Consider the following 21216-nt stretch of genomic DNA (forward strand, 5'->3'; position numbering starts at 1 on the left):
TATAAGAGGCACGTTAAAAAGTTTTCTTCTGAATTTTAAGATGCAATGAGGTGCAGGTAATGATTAAGCTGAATACAGTTGAAATAATCGAAATTATAAAGAAGCAGATCCCTAAGGTTATGAACATCAAGCCAGTAGAACTAAAGTTTACAGACGATTTTGGACGGGCATCGCTAGCAGCGACAGAACACAAATTCACGCTGACGAACCAGCACTATTCTGCCAAGGTGATGGATTGCGTGTTAGAAACACAGGTACGCCCCATTTTAATGTGCGAAATTATTTATTTTCTGAAATGCGAGTTTATTGACGGACATGTTGATGTACGACTGGATTATGAAGCATGTTCTGAGGAAGGGCGGGGACCTGTTGCTTCAGCCGTAATTACCTTTGATCATGCAACAGAGTTGGGAGTCGAGGAGCTGGCCGATCTGATTGACTTGGCGCTTCATATGAATGATAAAACCTGGTTTGAAGAACTCTCCAGCCAATATGTCAAAACCAAAGCAGGCGCTTCTATTAGATAACTTGCTTTTTTTAGAAGTCGGTGCTAATATACGTAACAAGTTTAATGTTAATTCAATTAAATAAGAGCAAGATCCTTCGGGGCGGGGCGAAATTCCCCACCGGCGGTGATGACATGTTTGTGGATCGTTTTTGTGAGAAACAGCATGGCTTAGTCCGTGACCCGGATGCTGAATGATCAGCAGAAGGTGGACCTGGTGCAAATCCGGGACCGACAGTATAGTCTGGATGGGAGAAGGATACGAAGCGCATGTGCATGACGTGACATGTGCCGATTTTTAGCATACCCAATTGTGCGTACGACTTATTTCGTTGTAGGATAGCATCGGGCGATAGCTTTCTTAAGCTTTCTTTTTGATGGGTGTTCTGAGCGTATTTGGTTGTATCCTCAGTCATGCTTTCTATTGGCAAACCTATGATTTCATGTCGTCTTAAGATGCATATGAACTGCGCTTGTATACTACAAATGTGACTCTCATCACCCCCATGACGGATTGAATCCGAACTGGGGGTTTTTTGCGCTTATAGCTGATGAATTAGGGATAAACTGAAATGTAGTGGAAAGGAGTGAAGGCATGTTTACCGGATTAGTTGAGGAAGTGGGTCGCATTCAAACTATATCCAAAAGCGGTGAAGCGATGGTGCTGGGGATTTCGGGTTCCGTGGTGTTGGGCGATTTGAAAATAGGAGACAGTGTCTCGGTGAATGGCGTTTGCCTGACGGCGATACGGATTGGTTCGAAAGACTTTAAGGTTGATGTGATGCCGGAAACCTTTCGCAGCACTAATCTGAAAGAGTTGAGATCCGGCAGCCGAGTCAATCTGGAGCGAGCAATGGCGGCGAGTGGAAGGTTCGGAGGACACATCGTGCAAGGACATGTGGACGGGACGGGAACGATTCGCGGGGTGACATCAGACCAGAATGCAGTTGTGTTCGAAGTTGAGCCTAAAAATCAAACATTATTTAAATATATTCTACTCAAAGGGTCAATCACAATTGATGGTATCAGCCTCACAGTCGCACAGCGTACGGGAGATACCTTTGCCGTATCTATTATTCCCCACACTTTATCCGAAACGGCCTTACAAGCCAAACGTGAGGGGGATACCGTCAATATCGAATGTGATATTTTGGGCAAATATGTAGAACAGCTTTTAAATTACAGAGGTTCAGCGGAGGCGGAGAGAGTAGAAGAAGCTCCTCTCAGTTTGGACTATTTGGCGAAACACGGCTTTGCCTGATTTTGAATGGTAAGCCTGTTTAGGAGCATTCGTGGCACAAGACATAAGGAGGAAAGTGTTATGGATAGAGGTAGCCAAACAAGTGCAATGGCGAACGTCATAGAGCATGGCGAGTTGGAACATGACGAAGAGATTCGTTTGGATTCCATCGAAGAAGCGTTGGAGGATTTAAAAAACGGTAAAGTCGTTATTGTAGTGGATGATGAACAGCGCGAAAATGAAGGCGATTTTATCGCTTTGGCTGAAAAAGCGTCGCCTGAGGTCATTAATTTCATGATTACAGAAGGTCGCGGGTTGGTCTGTGTGCCAATCACACGACAAAGAGCCGAGGCTTTGGAATTGCATCCTATGGTAGAGCAAAATACAGATTTCCACGGTACTGCCTTTACGGTATCGGTAGATCATATGGAGACAACAACGGGTATTTCAGCGGCCGAGCGCTCCTTGACTGTACGCGCCTTGGCAGACGAAGCAGTCACAGGAAGTGATTTCCGCAAGCCTGGTCACATGTTCCCGCTGATTGCTCGCGATGGTGGTGTCTTGCAGCGTGCTGGTCACACTGAAGCGGCTGTTGATCTGGCCCGACTCAGTGGCTTCAAGCCTGCTGGGGTCATTTGCGAAATTATAAAGGAAGATGGCTCAATGGCCCGCCTGCCTGATCTGGCAGTGGTCGCCAAGCGACATCAATTGAAGCTGATCAGTATTCAGCATTTGGTGGCCTACCGTCGTCGTTTGTCATTGTAAAAATACATCTCGGTTCCAAGTAAATCTGAAGTATTATCCGAAGTCCCTAAATAATTAAACTAAGAGAGGTTGATTAAACATGGCACGTTTTCTAGAAGGTAATCTCGTATCAAACGGTTTAAAATATGGTATTGTGGTGGGCAGATTTAATGAGTTTATTACGAGCAAGCTGTTAAGCGGCGCAATTGACGCACTTCAACGACATGGTGCGCAGGAAGATGAAATTGATGTAGCCTGGGTTCCGGGTGCATTTGAAATTTCACTGATTGCACAAAAAATGGCTGCAAGCGGCAAATATGATGCCGTAATTACGCTGGGTACGGTCATCCGTGGTTCTACTTCACATTATGATATCGTCTGCAATGAAGTGGCCAAGGGTGTGGCAGCAAGCAGTCTGAAAACGGGAGTACCCGTTATTTTTGGGGTAGTGACGACAGAAAACATTGAACAGGCTATTGAACGAGCAGGTACGAAGGCTGGTAATAAAGGTTGGGATTCTGCATTGGCTGCGATTGAAATGGCCAATCTCGGCAAGCAATTTTAATTATAGGAATAGCTGAATAGAACGGAATAAACTGCAAGGTGAAAAGGGATTGGATTGTTAAGCAAGGCGATGACGTATATACTACAGAAAGAGGGATTGATAACGTAGAGCATAAGTGCTATAGGGAAAGGTATTGTTGAATGATGATTGGAGTAAGGCAGGGGGAAGCACATTGACAGTCGTAAACTACAAGCTGGAAACATTCGAGGGTCCGCTGGATCTACTGTTGCATCTGATTGATAAAGCCGAGATCGACATTCAGGATATCCCGATTAGCGATATTACTGATCAGTATATGGCTTTTTTGCACAGTATGCAGGAGCTGGAACTGGACATTACGAGCGAGTTTCTGGTGATGGCGGCGACGCTCTTATCTATTAAGAGTAAATTGTTGCTTCCCAAGCCACCTGTGATGGAATATGACGATTTGGATTTTTATGAGGAAGAGGATTATGATCCACGTGAGGAACTGGTCCGCAAGCTGGTGGAGTATCGTAAATATAAAGGGATTGCTCGCCATCTAAGTGAACGTGAGTGGGAGCGGAGTCTAATTTATGGCAAGGAGCCAGAAGATCTAAGCGCATTCCTGCCCACTGAACCCGCAAATCCGGTGCATGGGCTGCATGCAAGCGATTTGGTCGCGGCCTTTCAGCGTGCTTTGCGCAAAGCAGAACGACGTACGACGGTAACCCGTGTTCATCGAGACGAAATTTCAGTTAAGGACCGTATCCGGCAAGTTATCGGGGCGTTAGAGATGCTGGGGAACGGAGGACGGCTACTGTTCTCCAAGCTGATGCATGAGGATATGTATCGGCATGAGGTGGTTGTGACCTTTTTGGCTATCCTTGAACTGATGAAAATGAAACAAATTTTCTGTTATCAGGAGAAGCTTTTCGATGATATTGTAATGGAGTGGAGAGGGGATTTACGGGTTAATGGATTATCTGAAGCTGAAATCAATTATTGAGGGACTGCTGTTTCTCGCAGGAGAGGAAGGGTTGTCCACCAAGCAGATCGCCGACATTGTAGAGCAGCAGCAAGAGCTGGTTGAACAGTGCTTGGAAGATATGAAGCAGGACATGGAGCAGGGGGGAAGGGGCTTGCAACTTGTCCGTATTGCCGGTCATTATCAGCTTGCAACTTTATCCGAACATGCACCTTACTTTGAAAAGCTCGCATACTCTCCGGCACGTGCCTCACTGTCTCAAGCTGCTTTGGAGACGCTGGCCATTGTTGCCTACCGCCAGCCCATTACAAGAGTTGAAATCGAAGAGATTCGGGGTGTCAAATCCGAGCGGGCCATACATACACTGGTCAACAAGGAGCTCATTGAAGAGAAAGGTCGAGCTGAAGCCATCGGACGGCCAATATTGTACGGAACGACGAAATCATTTTTGGATTATTTCGGTCTGGGCTCTTTGGCAGATCTACCGCAACCGGAGTTGTTCGAGGATTCGGACAATTTGGAGGAAGAGACTCAATTATTGTTCGAGCGTCTGGAGAGCAGCCTGCCTGCGGCCAACGATCTAGATCTTGAATCCCAATAAAGTTGCTCCGGATCTTGCGGCTCACTTATGTAAAGCTCAAACAGACAGCCAGTCCTCACGTAGTTGGGGGCTGGCTGTTGGTATTTTAAGATGCATGATTTTCCGGCGAACGGTCATACTATTTTTGCCATGATATCTATAGCAAAAAGGTAGGGAGGACTCGCCAGTGTGGAAATGGATCAGTATCGCCATCATCGTCGTTATATTACTTGTGCTGGCTATTCTGCTCTCTCGTATTCGATTGAAGCTGGATATTGCCAAACATGACAATGATGATCGGGCGCATCTAGAGATCAGATTTCTATACGGGATGATTAAAATGAATTACGATATTCCGGCCATTCTCGTAACAGGTTTAAAAAAAGGGCTTCTCTATCGGCTTGACCGCAATAAAAACATACATAAAACGGATGCTTCCGTAGATAGCGGAAATATTGATACAGAAAAAATCAAGCAATTTATACATGATATCCGGGTTTTGCTCAAGGGAACGAAATCCTTACAGCGATGGTTGCGACATACCTTGGCGCATGTGACGTTGTCCAAAATGGAATGGTCTACCAATATAAGTCTTGCTGATGCGGCTTATACAGCTACCTCAACCGGTATTTTATGGGGATTGAAAACGACCTTGATCGGTTTTGCTACCAGCTTTGTACGTGTGGACTGTATCCCGAAGCTGTTTGTCGTGCCCTATTGGGTGGATCGCTTGCGTTTTACTACCACCTTGACCTGTGAAGCAAATATGTCGCTTGGTTATTTGATTTTCTCTATGCTCATGTTAGCTTACCGCATATGGCGCGTTCCGGGTGGACCGGAGGCGTGGAAACGGGTTTTTTCCAAAAAAACTGAGGATCCTCAAGCTACCAGTGAAAGTTAAACAGTGGAGTGAGGTGAGACTCAATCCTTTCTGAACTATCGAATGACATACATATTTCCTTGAACCCCTGCGCACAATAGCGAAAGAAAAGGCAGTCTACGCTTGAGATAAGCAGAGGAGGAATAAATCATGTCAGATCACCCGATTCAAGGGCTCATGCAAACCGCAATGGAAAACATCAAAGCCATGGTAGATGTGAATACGATTGTAGGAGACGCAGTGGAAACACCCGATGGTTCCGTTATTTTGCCAATCAGTAAGGTAGGATTTGGTTTCGCTGCCGGAGGAAGTGATTTTAACGTAGACGAAGAGGCACTTCATACTTCCTCGGCGTCGGGTAATCATAGCGGGAAGGAAGGGCATCCTTTTGGAGGCGGTAGCGGTGGTGGTGTATCTATTCATCCCATTGCTTTTCTGGTTGTTGGCAAACAGGGGGCACAAATCGTTCCATTGGACAATCAAACGCATCTGATTGAGAAGCTCATTGACTCCACGCCATACCTGATTGATAAGGTTCAGTCTATCTTCCAGAACGCAGGCGGCAACTTGCAGACTCCACCCCCACAGGTACCTGTAGATGTTGCTACGGATCACAGTAATTCTGGCCCGGCTTACTTGTAAAAGTTATTGAAATTAAAAGCGTTCTCTCAGGAAGGTATCCCAAAGCCGAGTATAGGCTAAGGAATACCTTCTTTTCTGCTTGTACTTGGCCCTATCCCCGAATATACTGCCTTCTCCCAATGACAGTATGTATATGGTGACTGTATTCCTGTTGATACAAAGTATGCAGCGAGATTTCATTTTTTCGATTTCCTTCGGCAGCAAACTGGGATAGGTAGATGAAGTCCGGATAGATCACTTCATCCGTCAAATAAGCAGATACCGTGGCTTCCGGTCGACGATGTTGATTCAGGGAATCGATTATACCCTTCGCCGGCAAGATGCCAATCCCATGTCCATAAAACAAGTCTTCCTTCAGCTTAACGACATTTTCTCCTTTCCATTCCAATGTTTCAGACGACACATCCGGATTGTTGAAATACAGAATATCGCCAGGAGCCGCTTTATGACTTCCTTCCTGCTGTATGAGCCTGAGGTCGCTGTCATAGTGCCAGTCATACAGCAGCATATCTGCAAAAATCCGATTAAACTCACTTTCCAAAATGGAATCCAGCACTCCTTTGTACAGCACAATAACCATAGCTGTTGCACATTCAAAAGCGTATTGATGTCCGTTTAAAAAGATATCTCTGATCCCCTGTGCCGGTGTGACACCTGCTTTGATCTGAAAGCCACCTTTTTCCGTTAAATCCCAAAATTGCTGGTTGCAACGTGCGGTAGAAAACGTGGCAAAGGATACACCACTACGGTGTAATGCTTCTGCGGACTCTACAATCCGCGATCTTAAAATCATTTCAAACTGTAGTCGCTGCATGTTATAACCCCTCGATCCATATTTAACGTTTAGTAACTAATATATATGTATTCAGGAAGGGATGTTGCTTAGTTTGTGTAGAAAGAAAGCGAAAAAGGAGCAGCTAATGGCTGTCCTGTAAAGGAATTTTCTGTTATAAAGGTGGACATACTTTGAACAGCTTGGACATAGAATGGTACAAGACTTGCTCAAAACCGGAGGAATCCAAATGTTTAAAAAAAAGCAACACATCCACGCGGACCACAGCCATTTCTTGAATAAGGCACGCGCATTTGTTTTGCCGCTGGTACTTCTGCTTATTTCGTCATTGCCGCTTACGTTGCTAAGTCCGCAGCCCGTTCGGGGAGCGATAAAAACAGAAGCAGCACCGCCCGCATTAGGAACCCATGCACAGGCTGCTTCTTTAATTGATGTCACATCAGGAAGAATCATTTATTCTACCGAGGGTGACCGGGAGCTACGTATTGCCAGCCTGACCAAAATTATGACAGCGATCGTGGCCATTGAACATGGACGCTTGCAGGACCGGGTGAAGGTGAGTCCAACGGCGTATGCCAAAGAAGGGTCCTCGCTTTTTCTACAAATGGGTGAACAAATGTCGCTGGAAAATATGCTGTACGGCTTAATGCTCCGTTCTGGTAATGATGCCGCTTCTGCCATTGCTGAGCATGTGGGGGGGACAGAAGAGGGATTTGTCCATTTGATGAATGACAAGGCGGTTCAGCTTGGGCTAAGCCATACACATTTTGCTAATCCGCACGGGCTGGATGCCGAGGGACATTATTCCTCAGCCAATGATATGGCCCGGCTTACTGCTTATGCGCTGCATAATCCAACTTTTGCCCGTATCGTAAAAACAGAACTGAAAAAAGCACCGAATCCCAACGATTCTTGGGACTACTCATGGCACAACAAAAACAAAATGCTGCGGCTGTATGAGGGAGCTGACGGGGTGAAAACAGGCTTTACCAAAAAAGCGTTTCGCTGTCTGGTCAGTTCGGCCACACGGGACGGTCGCCAGCTCGCTGCTGTTACCTTGAATGACGGGGACGATTGGAACGATCATGCCCGTATGCTTGATTACGGATTTCGATATTATCCGCTCATTCCGATTACGGACAAGCAGCAACCTATCGATGGTTACCCACTATTAACAGGTACAAGCTTTGCATATCCTTTACATGATAGTGAGAAGACCCAGTTGCACAAAAGACTAGTGTTGTATAAAAATTCCGCCTCTGTAGACAGAGCGGACATATCTTTTGGCTTACGAGGACGGGTCGAATTCCTATTGGATGGTGAACTTATTGGTTCCGTTCCTGTGTATGAAAAAGGGAGTAAGCTGCCTGCTCAAAGTACCGTACGGCCACGGCAGGAGGCTCCAACTGCACAAGATCCTGCGAACAATACTCAGCAACGAGGTTGGACGAGCAGATGGAACGAAATTCTTAAAAATTTGTTTGGAGCCTAGGGCAAGCAGGAAATAGAGCTGCACGTGTCACATCATTGGGTAAAGGAGGAATCAGCCATGATTCATCTCATATGGGTGGCTTTGATTTGTATTGGATTTGTATTTGCTGCCGCGCAGGGAAATATTGAGGTGGTGACGAAAGCGGCTTTTGACGGGGCAACTACGGGGGTTACAGTGTGCTTTGGACTGATAAGTGTGCTGGTGTTTTGGATGGGCATGATGAGGCTGGCTGAAGATGGCGGGCTCTTACAGAAAATATCCAAGCTGCTTTCTCCTTTGGTTGCCTTTCTCTTCCCTGATGTTCCGCGTAATCATCCCGCTATGGGTTACATTTTGTCCAATATGAGCGCCAATCTGCTGGGTCTGGGGAATGCAGCCACACCGATGGGAATCAAGGCGATGCAAGAGTTGCAGACGCTCAATCCAGATAAGCAAACCGCCACACCAGCCATGTGTACGCTGCTCGCCCTGAATACAGCCAGTATTACGCTTATTCCTACGACGTTGATCGCGATACGGCTTAATTTTCATTCCGCACATCCGGCAGAAATCGTCGGTACAACACTGGTAGCGACCGCAATAGCCACCTTTGCCGCAATTGCGGCGGACCGTTGGTACCGTAGTCGAGAATTGCGCCGCCGTCCTCCAGCGATTCCGCCGTCCCAGACATCCTTGGCGCCACTCACCTCACCAGCATCAACATCTGCTGCCTCTTCAACAACGTCGTCCGTATCTTCACCTGCCGTTCCGCGAACGGGAATCACGGCTGCCAAGGGCAGGGACACCACTTGGAAAGGATGAGGGAGGCATGCTTTATTTTATTAACCTCGTATCAACTTGGGCTATCCCGGTTATTCTCGCTTTTATTCCTTTATATGCATATGCCAAAAAGGTGCCTGTCTACGATTCTTTTGTGGATGGAGCTAAAGACGGCTTTTCTACCGCCATCAGCATTATTCCTCATCTCGTAGGCATGATGGTGGCGATTAGCATTTTTCGAGCATCCGGCGCTTTGGACTATTTGATCTCCTGGGTAACGCCATGGATTAAGCACTGGGGCGTCCCCGGTGAGGTATTGCCTTTAGGCTTGCTTCGTCCATTGACGGGCACTGGTTCACTTGCGTTTACGACGGATCTAATTCGCACCTATGGCCCGGATTCCATGATCGGTCGGATCGCTTCAACGATTCAGGGCAGCACAGACACGACGCTGTATGTGCTAACTGTATATTTTGGTGCGGTAGGTATCCGCAATGGACGGTATGCTTTGAAGGTAGGACTATTTTCAGATGTGGTTGGTTTTGTGGCAGCCATTGCGATTTGCCTGCTTATATTTTAATTTCTGTATCGTTTTTTGAACGGGGGTTGTGATTTTGCTCATGGATGGGTATCATTAGCATGAGGTGAATTAGCGAACATGGAAAGATTGCAGAAAATATTGGCCCAAGCTGGTGTAGCTTCCAGACGTAAATGTGAGGAGCTTATTCAGGCGGGTAGCGTGGAAGTGAACGGGGTTATCGTAACTGAACTGGGAACGAAGGCAGACCCTGATCAAGATATGATTACGGTAAAGGGACGCCCGATCAAAACCGAGAAAAAAATCTATCTGATGATGAACAAACCTAAAGGAGTTATTACGAGTGCTTCCGATCCGGAAGGCCGTAAAATTGTGTCAGACTATCTGAAAGGCGTTAAGGAACGCGTATATCCGGTAGGACGTCTCGATTACGACACCGAAGGACTGCTGTTGCTTACCAATGATGGCGAGTTCGCCAATCTGCTCACCCATCCCAAGCATCATGTGCCCAAGACATATGTGGCAACAGTCAAAGGCGTTCCGCATGGTACTGAGCTGGACAAGCTGAAAAAAGGAATCGTGCTGGAAGATGGAATTACTGCACCAGCCGAGGTAGAATATAAAGATGTAGATCCGAATGGTAAGGAGTCTGTGATCCAGATTACCATTTATGAAGGCAGAAATCGCCAGGTAAGACGGATGTTTGAGGCCATTTCACACCCAGTCATCAGACTCAAGCGGATTGCCTTCGGAGATCTTTTGCTACAAAACTTGAAGCGCGGTCTGACCAGACCCCTAACTAAGGACGAAATCAACCGTCTCATTCAACTTGCCAAATCAGACAACACGAAAAAGAAACGGACAGGACGGGGGTCATAACCCCGGCCTTTTTGGTGTAAAGAGACTGTTGGATGAGAGTAAAGTTTGACCAAGCACAGGAAAATAGTAAAATAGAGAGAATGCTTTTTTTAGCGAAGGGGCTGGGAATATGTCAGAACAAAGCAACCGCATATTAATTGTAGACGATGAAGAACGCATTCGCCGCCTTCTGCGGATGTATCTGGAAAAAGAAGGATATGTAATTGACGAAGCTGAGGATGGTGAGATTGCCCTCCAAAAAGCGACTGCAAGCGATTACAGCATTATTTTGCTCGATGTAATGCTTCCGGGGATGGATGGAATTGAGGTATGTACACGGCTGCGTCAGACCAAAGCTACACCTGTGATTATGCTGACTGCCAAAGGCGAGGAAGTGAACCGTGTACAAGGCTTTGAAGTCGGAGCCGATGATTATGTGGTTAAGCCCTTTAGCCCGCGAGAAGTCATTTACCGGGTGAAGGCGATTTTACGCCGTTCGTCGGAAACTGCCTTTTTAACGAAAGAGGCGGTACCAAGCAATAGTATTGTTTTTCCGAATCTTATCATTGAGCATGATGCGCACCGGGTAACTGCGGGTGGAATTGAAATCAGTCTCACGCCTAAAGAGTACGAGCTGTTGCATTATTTGGCGGTGTCACCAGATAAAGTCTTCTCGCGCGAAGAACTGCTGAAAGACGTTTGGAATTACGAATTTTTTGGTGATCTGCGCACTGTGGATACGCATGTGAAACGGCTTCGTGAAAAGCTGAATAAGGTATCGCCAGAGGCAGCGGCTATGATTACGACCGTGTGGGGCGTAGGTTATAAGCTGGAGGTTCCAAAATAACGTGAACTTCTGGAGATCGCTGGTGGGCAAGCTGTGGATCACCATCATTTGTCTTGTAGGCTCTGTGCTTATTTTTCTAGGGCTTTTTTTATTGCCGTACATCAACAGAAATTTTGCGGCGTATGAATCGACGGAAATCAAGCATTTGTTCACCTATACATGCATTGTCGGATTTTTATTGACGACCTTTTTTGCCCTATTCCTTTTTACTAAAATCACACAGCCTATGCAGCTGTTGATTCAGGCGGCGAATGCGATTCGTGAGGGAAGGTATGATACTCGGCTTTCGCTGGTGACTAGTGATGAAATTGGAGAACTGGCGAAAACTTTTAATCATATGTCTACGGAACTGGAAGCAACGATCCGCAGTCTGAATGAGGAAAAAAACCATTTATCCAGTGTACTGCGAAGCATGTCTGATGCAGTAATCACCTTCGACAGAAGCGGACAAATCATCTTGACGAATCCGCCGGCACAAAGTCTGTTGGATATCTGGAAAAAGCTGGAGTGGCAGGAGCGTGATCTGGAGGAGTTTGGAGCTTCTGTACCTGAGCCTTTGCAGTCTCTGTTCCATACCGTTATGGACAGGGGAGAGGATGTCGGAGACTATATCCATGTCAAGAAGGGCTCCTGGTCGGTGCAGATGGCGCCTCTGTATACGGATAATGCAATCCGCGGTGCAGTAGCTGTGCTTAGAGATATTACGGAAGAAGTGAAGCTTGAGAAGATGCGGAGTGATTTTGTGGCCAACGTCTCTCATGAAATCCGTACACCTTTATCTATGATGCAGGGCTACAGCGAGGCGTTGCTGGATGGTATGGCGGGTTCACCTGAAGAATCCGAGGAGCTGGTACAGGTCATCCATGATGAATCATTACGCATGGGAAGATTAGTCAAAGATCTGCTTGATCTGGCCCGAATGGAGGCTGGTCATACAGACATGCACCGACAGGAAGTGGATGTGAATGAGCTGATCGAGCGTGTTCATCGTAAATTTACGGTACGTTCGAAGGAACAGGGACTGACACTCGATTACCATGAGCAAGGCCAACGTTTGCTGCTGCCTGAGGCAGATGAAGACCGACTGGAGCAGGTATTGACCAATTTGCTGGATAATGCATTCAGACATACACCCGGCGGGAAAAAGGTTACTATTGCGGCGGATCGAATTTTGGGAGAACGGCATGAGTTAATCCGTATTCGGATTAAGGATGAAGGTGTAGGCATTGCCAGCGAGGATCTACCTTATATTTTCGACCGCTTCTACAAGGCAGATAAGGCCAGAGTACGTGGTGAGGATAAAGGGACTGGTTTGGGGCTTGCTATTGTCAAGAATATTGTAGAGGCTCACGGAGGCTCTGTCTCTGCTGCCAGCGCATTGGGGGAAGGGACGGAATTTACTATTTTGCTGCCGATCTCCAACAAAACAAAGCTGGGTCTGTAACAGGCTTATAAGCCCCAACTGATATACCCCGGTTTGCAGGCATCCTCGGAAGAGGGTGCTTTTTGTTGAAAAATCAACATTTATCTTGTTCAACGTGGAACATCCTGTTTCAAGATAATTGCTCTCATGATAGATAACGGTATAAGAAAAAGACGCCTGGTAGCCAGGCGCCTCTCTTTATTATAAACCTTGGACTTCTCAATACTGTCTGGAACTAATCTAGCACTACTTCTTGGGCAGTATTTAGTTCTGGCAAACCAACGAGTTGAACCAGCACATCTTTAGGCACGGCTTTATCGACGGTCAAGATCATGATGGCTTCTCCGCCGACAATTTTACGCCCTACTTGCATGGAAGCGATATTGACGCCGTTCTCCCCAAGCAAGGTGCCGACACGACCGATAATGCCTGGTTTATCATTGTGGGAGATGAGCAGGAAATGAGCTTCCGGTGCCACATCTACTGGGAACTGGTTCAACCGAACAATACGTTCGCCATAGCCTGCCAGCAGGGTGCCAGATACACGTTGCTCTTCGCCGCTCTGGGTTTTGAGTGTAACGGTAATCAGGTTGGTAAATCCCTTGGTGGCGGGCGCCTGAGACACGACAAGATGGATGTCACGTGTTTTGGCCAGATGTACAGAGTTTACAATGTTCACATCGCTGCCCAGATGACGGCTAAGTACACCTTTCAAAATATAACGTGTCAGCGGCTGTGTATCCACAGAGGACAAATCACCAGCGTAATCTACCTGAATTTCACGTACAGCCTGATTCGTGATCTGAGCGGCAAAGCTGCCCAGCTTCTCTCCAAGCGAGAAATATGGCTGCAATTGCGTCATGACGTTGGATGGTACTGGAGGCATGTTGACCGCATTTTTAAAAGGCTCATCACGCAAAATATGCAGCACTTGCTCGGACACATCGATAGCTACATTCTCCTGAGCTTCGACAGTTGAGGCACCCAGATGTGGTGTGACGATAATTTTCGGATGACTCAGGAATGGGTGATCCTGTGCTGGCGGCTCTGACTCGAATACGTCAAAGGCTGCACCGGCAACGATACCTTCATCAATGGCTTCAACAAGAGCCATTTCATCGATAACTCCGCCCCGGGCACAGTTGATGATGCGCATTCCTTTTTTCATCACTTCAAACTGTGGACGAGCAATCATATGTTTCGTTTCCGGTGTTAATGGTGTGTGTACGGTCATAAAATCTGCGTTGCGGATAATTTCGTCCACGCTCGCCAGCTTAATGCCCAGCTTCTCAGCGCGTTCTTCCGTTAGAAATGGATCATAGCCGAGGATGCTCATGCCAAATGCTTTGGCACGTTTAGCCACCTCACTGCCGATACGTCCCATGCCGAGGACTCCAAGTGTTTTGTTACGCAGTTCGACACCGAGGAATGTTTTACGATCCCATGTACCGCCAATGGTTTTGGCATACGCCTGTGGAATATGACGTGCTAGAGCCATCATCATCGCAAAAGTGTGCTCACATGTCGTAATCGTGTTGCCGTCAGGAGCGTTAATAACGATAATCCCGCGCTGTGTTGCTGCTTCAAGGTCGATATTGTCCACTCCGACCCCAGCTCGCCCTACAACCTTGAGGTTCTTACCTGCCGTCATGATTCGTTCGGTTACCCGAGTTTGGCTTCGAACGAGTAACGCGTCATAATCACCAATAATTTGAACCAATTCATCCTCGCTGAGACCTGTGTTCTTGTCCACCGTGACATCGTCTGCATCCATCAGTTGCTGGATGCCCAGGTCACTGATCGGATCGGATACTAACACTTTAAACATTTGGTTTCCTCCTCAAAGTTAACTTCTTTTATGGACAGGATGTACTTCAAACTGAAATACATTCCATAAAGAACATGAAAAAACTTGAAATGCTTCTAAAAGTACAGGAGAGCGGTGTGAAATACTAGTGTGATAACGCATTGACGCAGAAAAGGGATGGAATAGCATTATGCACCAAACTAACGACCAAAAGTCTTATGCGGAGACACTTTGCGGTTTTCGGGCATCAAAAAAACTCCCGAATCACATACTATCTCCATAGTAAGGGACGAGAGTTATCGTGGTACCACCCTAATTCGCAGCCATTTCGCAATGGACTGCCTTCAGCGGTCATAAAATGACCGAAAGGATAACGGTTTTCTGCCGATTGCATCTAATGCCGGGAAATATTCCCCAGACCTCGGTGCAATAACTCAGGAGCGCTGAAAGTAGTTACTTCGTCACCGGCTTCCACCCAAGCACCGGTTCTCTGAGGACGAAATCAATACCTTTTCTCCATCATTGTTGTTGTCGCTAATAATTTTTTCATAATGTATCATGGCTTACATGGGCATGTCAATAGGACATGCGACATGTGTGGATAGCCGGCTAGATATATAGCTACAGAATGCGGAAAATTAAGATTTAAGTCTTCTTGAATCCGTCCGACTTTTTGGCTATGATGCTAAAGAAGACTATGCAGAGGACTAACTAACTATGAAAAAGCTTAAAGTGAAATGGAAAAGAGCGCAAATTCATGAATTGAATGACCGCTTGCTGCTTTACAATTTGTATCTAACTCAGGGCCTGACCCTGCTGATTGGCGCAATCTGGATTATTTTTCAGAAAAGAAATGTGTTAGAACTATTTGCATTGCCGAACACTCTGCACGTCTTATGGTGGGGATTGGGCTTGGCCGCCGCTATGTTACTTGTGGATCTGTTGCTATCCCGGATTATGCCTGAGGATGCTATGGATGACGGTGGTATTAACCAAATGCTGTTTCAAAATCGTCCGGTTTGGCATATTATTTGTATAGCAGCTATCGTCTCCATCTGTGAGGAACTCTTGTTCAGAGGTGCGATTCAGTACAGCTTTGGTCCTTATTGGACAAGCATTTTGTTTGCGGTGATTCATATCCGATATTTACGGCATTGGATTCCCACTGGCTGGGTTTTTCTTAGCAGTTATGGATTGGGCTACATATATGTGCAGACCGGTAGTCTGTGGGCACCGATCATTTGTCATTTTGTGATTGACCTTATATCTGGTTTAGCGTTACGTTTTCGGAGGTATGAAGAATGAATCAGGAACTTAGCAGAGTGCAGACCTATGGTAGCCGTCGAAATGGTCGCAAAGGCAAGGAGGAGGACAGGTCAAAATCTAAACCAGTTCGCTCCCGTGCTTCACGGCCCGTGCCAGAATTGGCTCACGTTGCCGCTGCACCAGAAGTTGCTGTGACGATGGAGAATGACACTCCTGCCAGTGAGTATCGAACGCGGGCGGAAATGTTTCCTTCCCGCCGTATTCGGGTAAGTAAGTGGTTTTTAAATTTTTTGAGCACTCTTTTTGTGCTGATTACTGCAGCGTTACTGTGGTGGGGCATCAAGGGTGCACCACCCATCAGTGAAATGCTTTGGTAATATAAAGTTATTATGGACGTCTGTGCTTAGGTCAAGGCGCGTAATGATACGGTAAAGGCCTCCATCTCCGCATGAATAGCGGAGAATGGAGGCCTTTATTGCATCTTCTATAGTTAATCCGGAGTATACGCAAGTGTCTATTAGCTGGCAGGAACCTCAATGCCTTGCGGATCGACAAATTGGTAACCCTTTTGCTCAAGACGCGTCAATATACTGTCCAGCGCCTCAGCTGTCCATGGCAGTTCATGCATCAAAATATTGCTGCCTGGATGAAGTTGTTCTGTTACGTTTTTGAGGAGTGCCTCCGTTTTATTAGGCTGATACTTTTTCATTGTCCAGTCCAGAGAACCGACGGACCATGTCATGTATAGGAGACCGTTTTCCTTAGCGACCTTGCGACCTACGTCTCCGCCTGCACCATGAGGGGGACGGAAGAATACTGGGGCTTGTCCTGTAATGTCCTTAACAGCTTTTTGTACTGTTTCAATCTGTTTTTTGACCTCGGGCTCAGATTTATTCTTCAGCACGATGTGATCCCAGCTATGGTTGCCGATGGGCTGCCCACGGTCATGGATAAGCTTGAGCAACTCAGGATGCTCTTTTACACGGTAACCGTTTACGAAGAAAATTGCTTTCGCTTTGTGTTTGTCCAGTACATCTATGATTTTGTTAATCATGGCTGCTTCCTTAGGACCATCATCAAAGGTCAGTAACACGACTTTTTTTTCGGTACCTTGTTGGTTAGGGATTACATTGTAGGCTTTATCCAAGTGATACATTTTGTTATTGGTAGTTGCAGATGTTGCAGATGTCGCAGCTCCTGTTTCGTTGCTTTCGCTGGTTTTATCATTTTGTGCATTGGTTTTACCCGCTGAGTTATGATCATCACTGCCTGCTTGCTTACTGCTGCTTTTTGGGGAAGAGACGTTGCTCTGATCTTTAGCGCTGTTACTTGAGTCAGACGCTGCCGAATCCTGCTGGTTGCTTGTTGCCGCAGATTCCGGCTTGGTTGCAGTGCAAGCACTAAGCAGCAGACATGCGGTGAACAAAATGGCTGCTGTTTTTGTACCCATTATTTCATCTCACCTTCCTGTATTTTATACCGTATGAGTTTGTCACTACTGACGAACACTATGCTTGATTCTACCACAAAGGGAGGTTCTAATTGTGAAAACATCTTCATTTTTCCTGGGAATCGTCTTGGGCGCTGTCGCAAGCTCTTTGATCTCCCGCAACCGCAACATGTTGGGCTTATCTATGGACATGGGTGGAAAAAAAGGCGGCAATTTAGTGCAGAAAGCCCGTACTAAAATGATGGACGCGGCATTCCCCGGAATGGGCGAGATAACGCTCAATAAAGAAGACACCCATAAGGATCAAGACCATCATTTACAAACAGATAAAACCGCTCATAACGCCCATACTGCCAAGAACAAAGAAGAGAATATGAAGTTGATTAAAGACTTCATCAGCACAAGTCCCGATGTTAAACGTGAGGTCGAGCAAATTTTGAAAGAAACTCATACAGCCGTACCGGGATTGTAACCCAGAAACCTTTATTCCGAATCATTTTGCGGCTTTTTTGTAAAAGCCGTTCAAATGATTCTTTTTTTTATCTTTTTATTGCGTGCATTTACGATTATAAAATGATAACATGATTACATAGAACCATTTTCATCACAGGCATCATAATTGCATCATAATCTGTTAATAACACTCGGCTGCCAGGAGGAGGGTCCAGTATGAAAATAGAAAGATTAAGTCAGGACAAGATACGGATTTTCCTTACCTTTGACGATTTGAGCGAACGCGGTATTCAAAAAGACGATATGTGGCAAGAAATTCCAAGAGTTCATGAGCTGTTTACCGAAATGATGGATCAGGCATACAGTGAACTGGGCTTCGACGCCACGGGACCGTTAGCTGTCGAAGTCTTTGCGCTTCCTGCTCAAGGAATGGTTGTTATCGTCACCCGGGGAAAATATGACCATCAACAGTATGGTTCGGGTCCCGATGAGGAGCTTCCAGAAGAAGTCTACGAAATGGAAGTCACGCTGGAGCATAGCGATTCCATCGTTTACGCGTTTAGCGATTTCGAAGTTCTCATAGAAGCGGCTCATATGCTTCGTAGCAACACTACGGAAGCAGGTAAGCTGTATCATTATAGAGGAAAATGGATTCTGCATTTGGAACCAGAAGAAGTAGAGGAGTCCAAGCTTGCGGCTTTAATCGCGGTTCTTGCTGAATTTGGAGAAGGCTCATCCGTTACACCAGCTATGTTGGAAGAGTACGGCAAGCTGGTCATTCCTGAACAGGCAGTTGCTGTCATCTGCACTCATTTTGACAGCCGTTCTTGATTCGTTCTATTGAAAGTGATATCGAAGTGAATTTGTCGGCTCTGCGCTGAAAGCAGGGCCGACTCATTTTTATGGAGGGATGATCGGTGCTTCTGTTTTCGGTTTTAGCGGCAGCCACAGCGCCGGGTCTCGCCTTATTGATGTATTTTTACTTGAAGGACAGGTATGATTCGGAGCCACTGCACATGGTTATTAAAGTGTTTTTGCTCGGCTTTTTGGTGGTTCTTCCTGTCATGATTTTTCAACGCGGGCTGCTGCTTTGGCTAGGGGATCACACGTTAATCCAGGTATTCGGCATTTCAGCCGGAGTGGAAGAGTTTTTTAAATGGTTTCTGTTGTATCACATCATCTATAATCATACCGAGTTCGACGAGCCTTATGATGGTATTTTGTATGCAGCCGCAGTCTCACTCGGATTTGCAACGGTTGAAAATCTGTTATATGCCTGGGCGGGGCATGCTTCGATTAGCATGATGCTGATGCGATCATTGCTACCGGTATCCGGTCATGCGATGTTTGGCGTAATGATGGGCTACTACATGGGGAAGGCCAAGTTTTCAAAGGGCTTGAGGAGCAAATACATGTTGTTGCTGTCATTGGTGCTTCCATGGTTCTGGCACGGAGTATACGATTTGATTTTGACGAAATTTTCGCATGACTGGATCTGGTTTATCATTCCACTGATGGCATTTCTATGGTATGGGGGAATGGCGAAGATTAGTCGAGCCAATAACCGTTCTCCTTTTCGCTTGTTAAAGCGGGAAGAAAAGGTTAATATGTAACGAAATGGGACACACTGATCTGACAAACCTGTTAGAGAAAGAGGTGTCTTTTTTTGCGCATAAAAGTAAGAATTCATTGTAAAAGATGCGGGGAACGCTTTGTGCTAAGAGGACGCATAGAGCAAGGACAGATTCAGACCGGCTTTAAGCGCTGCATTTGCGATAACTGTGAGTTTATTGTTGAAGTCATGGAAAAGCATGCATAAGAGAGCTTTCTTCTTGTCACACTATCGGTAGTGTACTTGAAGAAAGGAGACTCCCAATATGTATAAGCGACTTAGTGCCGTATTGTTCCCGGTGGTTACCCTGATGATGATAGGAGCATTTGTGTGGGGTTATCAGCAAAGCCAGATGAGAAAAGAGGTGTCTCTTCAGGCAGATAACATGTCGATTAAAGCGGAAAATCAATACCAGCGTGCGTTTCACGATTTGTCGTTTCATATGGATCAGTTGCATTCTCAACTCGGTAACGCGGTTGCTGTCCATAACACTTCACACTCGATGCACCGCAAATGTTTGATGAACGTGTGGAGGATTGCAAGTGAGGCCCAAAATGAGGTTAATCAGTTGCCTCTCAATGTAATGCCTTTTAATCATGCCAAGGATTTGCTGTCACATCTATCCGCATTTTCGTATCAGACCGCTGTTCGTGATCTGGATCACGAGCCTTTAAACGAGAAAGAAATTTCGAACCTGAAAACGTTATATAACAATTCCAAAGAAATTTCGAAAAACATGCAGGAAGTGCAGCAAAAGGTCCTTAGTAAAAATTTGCGATGGATGGATGTAGATATGGCGGCAGGTTCTCAAACTGGGCCGAAGGACAATACCATTATTGATGGCTTTAAAACCGTGGACAAAAAGGTGGAAAACTACAAGGAGCTGGATTGGGGACCGTCTGTAGCCAGCATCTATGATAAACGCTCTGTGAAAAAATTGAGTCTCCCGGCAGTGAATGCAGAACAAATTAAACGAAATGCCGCTGAATTTACAGGAAAACCGGAAAGTCAGATTCGTGTGAACGAAAACGGTAAAGGAACGGAATGGGCATCTTATACAGCTACCCTGCTAAATAAGAAGCAACCCGTGGCCAGTATGGATTTCACGAAAAAAGGCGGCAAGCTTATTTCTTATCATGACATGAGGGCAGTAGGTCCTAAAAAAGCAACACGTAATGAAGCGATTCGCTATGCTAGTGAATACCTTGAACAAAAAGGTTACAAAGGAATGAAGCCAGTTGCATATGATGAAAGCGGGAATTTAGCTAACATTACATTTGCGAGCCAACAAGGGGACGTGATTATCTATCCAGAAAAAATCACAGTCAGATCAGGCCTTGATAACGGACAAGTGATCGGTTTTCAATCCAGTGATTATGTGTATGAGCATAGTCATCTCCGCCGCATTCCGCAAGCGAAATTGAATTTGAATGCAGCACGAGCAAAATTGAATCCTGAGTTTCGTGAAACTTACCACCGTAAAGCCTTAATTGAAAATGAACTTTCGAATGAAGTTCTGTGTTATGAATTTGGTGGTAAAATCAATGGTTCCGTTTACCGGATATACATTAACGCCAATACAGGGATGGAAGAAACGATTGAAGAGGTTAAAGATTCAGATGAACCTCAGGTTACTGCAAGTAATGCGTAGTTGATTACATGAAAATGAATCAATAGTCACTCTAAACCTCCTTCATGAAGGAGGTTTTTTGTGCTTTAGTCATAGCTCGAACAAATATAATGCTTAATATAGGCATAAAGTCGTGGTATTATATACCTTAATTAGAGCTTTTAATGGACAAGGATGGTGGATCAT

23 protein-coding genes, 1 riboswitch and 1 other annotated feature are annotated in these 21216 nt (G+C 45.9%); of the genes, 20 read left to right on the plus strand and 3 right to left on the minus strand.

Annotated elements, in window-relative coordinates:
- The first annotated feature begins 59 nt into the window (after nucleotides 1–59).
- The 8 genes from NSQ58_RS13300 to ytfJ all read left to right on the plus strand — a co-directional run bounded on the left by NSQ58_RS13300 (nucleotide 60) and on the right by ytfJ (nucleotide 6102).
- On the plus strand, nucleotides 60–527 hold the full coding sequence (locus NSQ58_RS13300) for an IDEAL domain-containing protein (RefSeq protein WP_013310772.1): 468 nt from the start codon (nucleotides 60–62) through the stop codon (nucleotides 525–527).
- A 68-nt stretch (nucleotides 528–595) separates the two neighbouring features.
- Nucleotides 596–769: riboswitch (FMN riboswitch) on the plus strand.
- Between the two features lie 331 nt (nucleotides 770–1100).
- Entirely contained in the window at nucleotides 1101–1766 is a 666-nt protein-coding gene (gene ribE, locus NSQ58_RS13305; RefSeq protein ID WP_075154399.1) for a riboflavin synthase, read from the plus strand.
- 60 nt (nucleotides 1767–1826) lie between these two features.
- The gene (gene ribB, locus NSQ58_RS13310) at nucleotides 1827–2510 is read left to right on the plus strand and encodes a 3,4-dihydroxy-2-butanone-4-phosphate synthase (protein ID WP_075154398.1); all 684 of its coding nucleotides are present in this window, start codon (nucleotides 1827–1829) and stop codon (nucleotides 2508–2510) included.
- A 79-nt stretch (nucleotides 2511–2589) separates the two neighbouring features.
- Nucleotides 2590–3054, plus strand: coding sequence for a 6,7-dimethyl-8-ribityllumazine synthase (ribH, locus tag NSQ58_RS13315; protein WP_023989205.1), 465 nt, complete (start codon nucleotides 2590–2592; stop codon nucleotides 3052–3054).
- A 172-nt stretch (nucleotides 3055–3226) separates the two neighbouring features.
- Entirely contained in the window at nucleotides 3227–4021 is a 795-nt protein-coding gene (locus tag NSQ58_RS13320; RefSeq protein ID WP_034095057.1) for a segregation and condensation protein A, read from the plus strand.
- Nucleotides 3990–4601 (plus strand): SMC-Scp complex subunit ScpB, encoded by a 612-nt coding sequence (gene scpB, locus NSQ58_RS13325; RefSeq protein ID WP_068941582.1) that lies wholly within the window; start codon nucleotides 3990–3992, stop codon nucleotides 4599–4601. Before NSQ58_RS13320 ends, scpB begins: the two co-directional genes overlap by 32 nt.
- Before the next feature lie 166 nt (nucleotides 4602–4767).
- On the plus strand, nucleotides 4768–5481 hold the full coding sequence (locus NSQ58_RS13330) for a DUF2953 domain-containing protein (protein ID WP_023989203.1): 714 nt from the start codon (nucleotides 4768–4770) through the stop codon (nucleotides 5479–5481).
- 129 nt (nucleotides 5482–5610) lie between these two features.
- On the plus strand, nucleotides 5611–6102 hold the full coding sequence (ytfJ, locus tag NSQ58_RS13335; protein WP_023989202.1) for a GerW family sporulation protein: 492 nt from the start codon (nucleotides 5611–5613) through the stop codon (nucleotides 6100–6102).
- Between the two features lie 91 nt (nucleotides 6103–6193).
- Here the strand turns inward: ytfJ and NSQ58_RS13340 are convergent, their stop codons facing one another.
- Complete coding sequence (locus NSQ58_RS13340; RefSeq protein ID WP_023989201.1) at nucleotides 6194–6916, minus strand: protein-glutamine gamma-glutamyltransferase; 723 nt, start codon at nucleotides 6914–6916, stop codon at nucleotides 6194–6196.
- A 208-nt stretch (nucleotides 6917–7124) separates the two neighbouring features.
- Between NSQ58_RS13340 and NSQ58_RS13345 the strand changes: the two genes are divergently transcribed.
- The 6 genes from NSQ58_RS13345 (at nucleotide 7125) to NSQ58_RS13370 (ending at nucleotide 12833) form a co-directional block, all read left to right on the plus strand.
- Nucleotides 7125–8387, plus strand: a complete 1263-nt coding sequence (locus tag NSQ58_RS13345) for a D-alanyl-D-alanine carboxypeptidase family protein (protein WP_075154397.1) — start codon at nucleotides 7125–7127, stop codon at nucleotides 8385–8387.
- A gap of 57 nt (nucleotides 8388–8444) precedes the next feature.
- On the plus strand, nucleotides 8445–9188 hold the full coding sequence (locus tag NSQ58_RS13350) for a nucleoside recognition domain-containing protein (protein ID WP_068941584.1): 744 nt from the start codon (nucleotides 8445–8447) through the stop codon (nucleotides 9186–9188).
- Between the two features lie 7 nt (nucleotides 9189–9195).
- Complete coding sequence (locus tag NSQ58_RS13355) at nucleotides 9196–9726, plus strand: spore maturation protein (RefSeq protein ID WP_023989198.1); 531 nt, start codon at nucleotides 9196–9198, stop codon at nucleotides 9724–9726.
- A gap of 78 nt (nucleotides 9727–9804) precedes the next feature.
- Nucleotides 9805–10563 carry a pseudouridine synthase gene (locus NSQ58_RS13360; RefSeq protein ID WP_013310759.1) on the plus strand — a complete coding sequence of 253 codons (759 nt, stop codon included), beginning with the start codon at nucleotides 9805–9807 and terminating at the stop codon, nucleotides 10561–10563.
- 109 nt (nucleotides 10564–10672) lie between these two features.
- Nucleotides 10673–11389 carry a response regulator transcription factor gene (locus NSQ58_RS13365; protein ID WP_013310758.1) on the plus strand — a complete coding sequence of 239 codons (717 nt, stop codon included), beginning with the start codon at nucleotides 10673–10675 and terminating at the stop codon, nucleotides 11387–11389.
- A 1-nt stretch (nucleotide 11390) separates the two neighbouring features.
- Nucleotides 11391–12833, plus strand: a complete 1443-nt coding sequence (locus tag NSQ58_RS13370) for an ATP-binding protein (protein WP_023989196.1) — start codon at nucleotides 11391–11393, stop codon at nucleotides 12831–12833.
- A 214-nt stretch (nucleotides 12834–13047) separates the two neighbouring features.
- Here the strand turns inward: NSQ58_RS13370 and serA are convergent, their stop codons facing one another.
- A complete protein-coding gene (gene serA / locus NSQ58_RS13375; protein ID WP_028540623.1) occupies nucleotides 13048–14640 on the minus strand; it encodes a phosphoglycerate dehydrogenase in 1593 nt (530 codons plus the stop codon).
- Nucleotides 14641–14901: 261 nt separating this feature from the next.
- Nucleotides 14902–15151 (minus strand) — a binding site (T-box leader).
- Nucleotides 15152–15336: 185 nt separating this feature from the next.
- Here serA and NSQ58_RS13380 point away from each other — a divergent pair.
- Complete coding sequence (locus NSQ58_RS13380; RefSeq protein ID WP_025723057.1) at nucleotides 15337–15924, plus strand: type II CAAX endopeptidase family protein; 588 nt, start codon at nucleotides 15337–15339, stop codon at nucleotides 15922–15924.
- Nucleotides 15921–16262: a hypothetical protein gene (locus NSQ58_RS13385; RefSeq protein WP_023989193.1), complete on the plus strand. Its 342-nt coding sequence runs from the start codon at nucleotides 15921–15923 to the stop codon at nucleotides 16260–16262. Before NSQ58_RS13380 ends, NSQ58_RS13385 begins: the two co-directional genes overlap by 4 nt.
- 140 nt (nucleotides 16263–16402) lie before the next feature.
- Here NSQ58_RS13385 and NSQ58_RS13390 read toward each other — a convergent pair whose 3' ends face one another.
- Nucleotides 16403–17335, minus strand: coding sequence for a polysaccharide deacetylase family protein (locus tag NSQ58_RS13390; RefSeq protein WP_075154396.1), 933 nt, complete (start codon nucleotides 17333–17335; stop codon nucleotides 16403–16405).
- A gap of 94 nt (nucleotides 17336–17429) precedes the next feature.
- Between NSQ58_RS13390 and NSQ58_RS13395 the strand changes: the two genes are divergently transcribed.
- The 4 genes from NSQ58_RS13395 to ypeB all read left to right on the plus strand — a co-directional run bounded on the left by NSQ58_RS13395 (nucleotide 17430) and on the right by ypeB (nucleotide 21051).
- Entirely contained in the window at nucleotides 17430–17807 is a 378-nt protein-coding gene (locus tag NSQ58_RS13395; RefSeq protein WP_023989191.1) for a hypothetical protein, read from the plus strand.
- Between the two features lie 197 nt (nucleotides 17808–18004).
- Complete coding sequence (locus NSQ58_RS13400) at nucleotides 18005–18619, plus strand: genetic competence negative regulator (RefSeq protein ID WP_013310751.1); 615 nt, start codon at nucleotides 18005–18007, stop codon at nucleotides 18617–18619.
- Nucleotides 18620–18705: 86 nt separating this feature from the next.
- Nucleotides 18706–19401 carry a glutamic-type intramembrane protease PrsW gene (gene prsW, locus NSQ58_RS13405; RefSeq protein WP_023989190.1) on the plus strand — a complete coding sequence of 232 codons (696 nt, stop codon included), beginning with the start codon at nucleotides 18706–18708 and terminating at the stop codon, nucleotides 19399–19401.
- A gap of 264 nt (nucleotides 19402–19665) precedes the next feature.
- The gene (ypeB, locus tag NSQ58_RS13410) at nucleotides 19666–21051 is read left to right on the plus strand and encodes a germination protein YpeB (RefSeq protein ID WP_023989189.1); all 1386 of its coding nucleotides are present in this window, start codon (nucleotides 19666–19668) and stop codon (nucleotides 21049–21051) included.
- The last annotated feature ends 165 nt before the right edge of the window (nucleotides 21052–21216 follow it).

The sequence above is a fragment of the Paenibacillus sp. FSL M7-0134 genome (genome assembly GCF_038007865.1).
In the GTDB taxonomy this organism is placed as follows: Bacteria; Bacillota; Bacilli; order Paenibacillales; family Paenibacillaceae; genus Paenibacillus; species Paenibacillus polymyxa_B.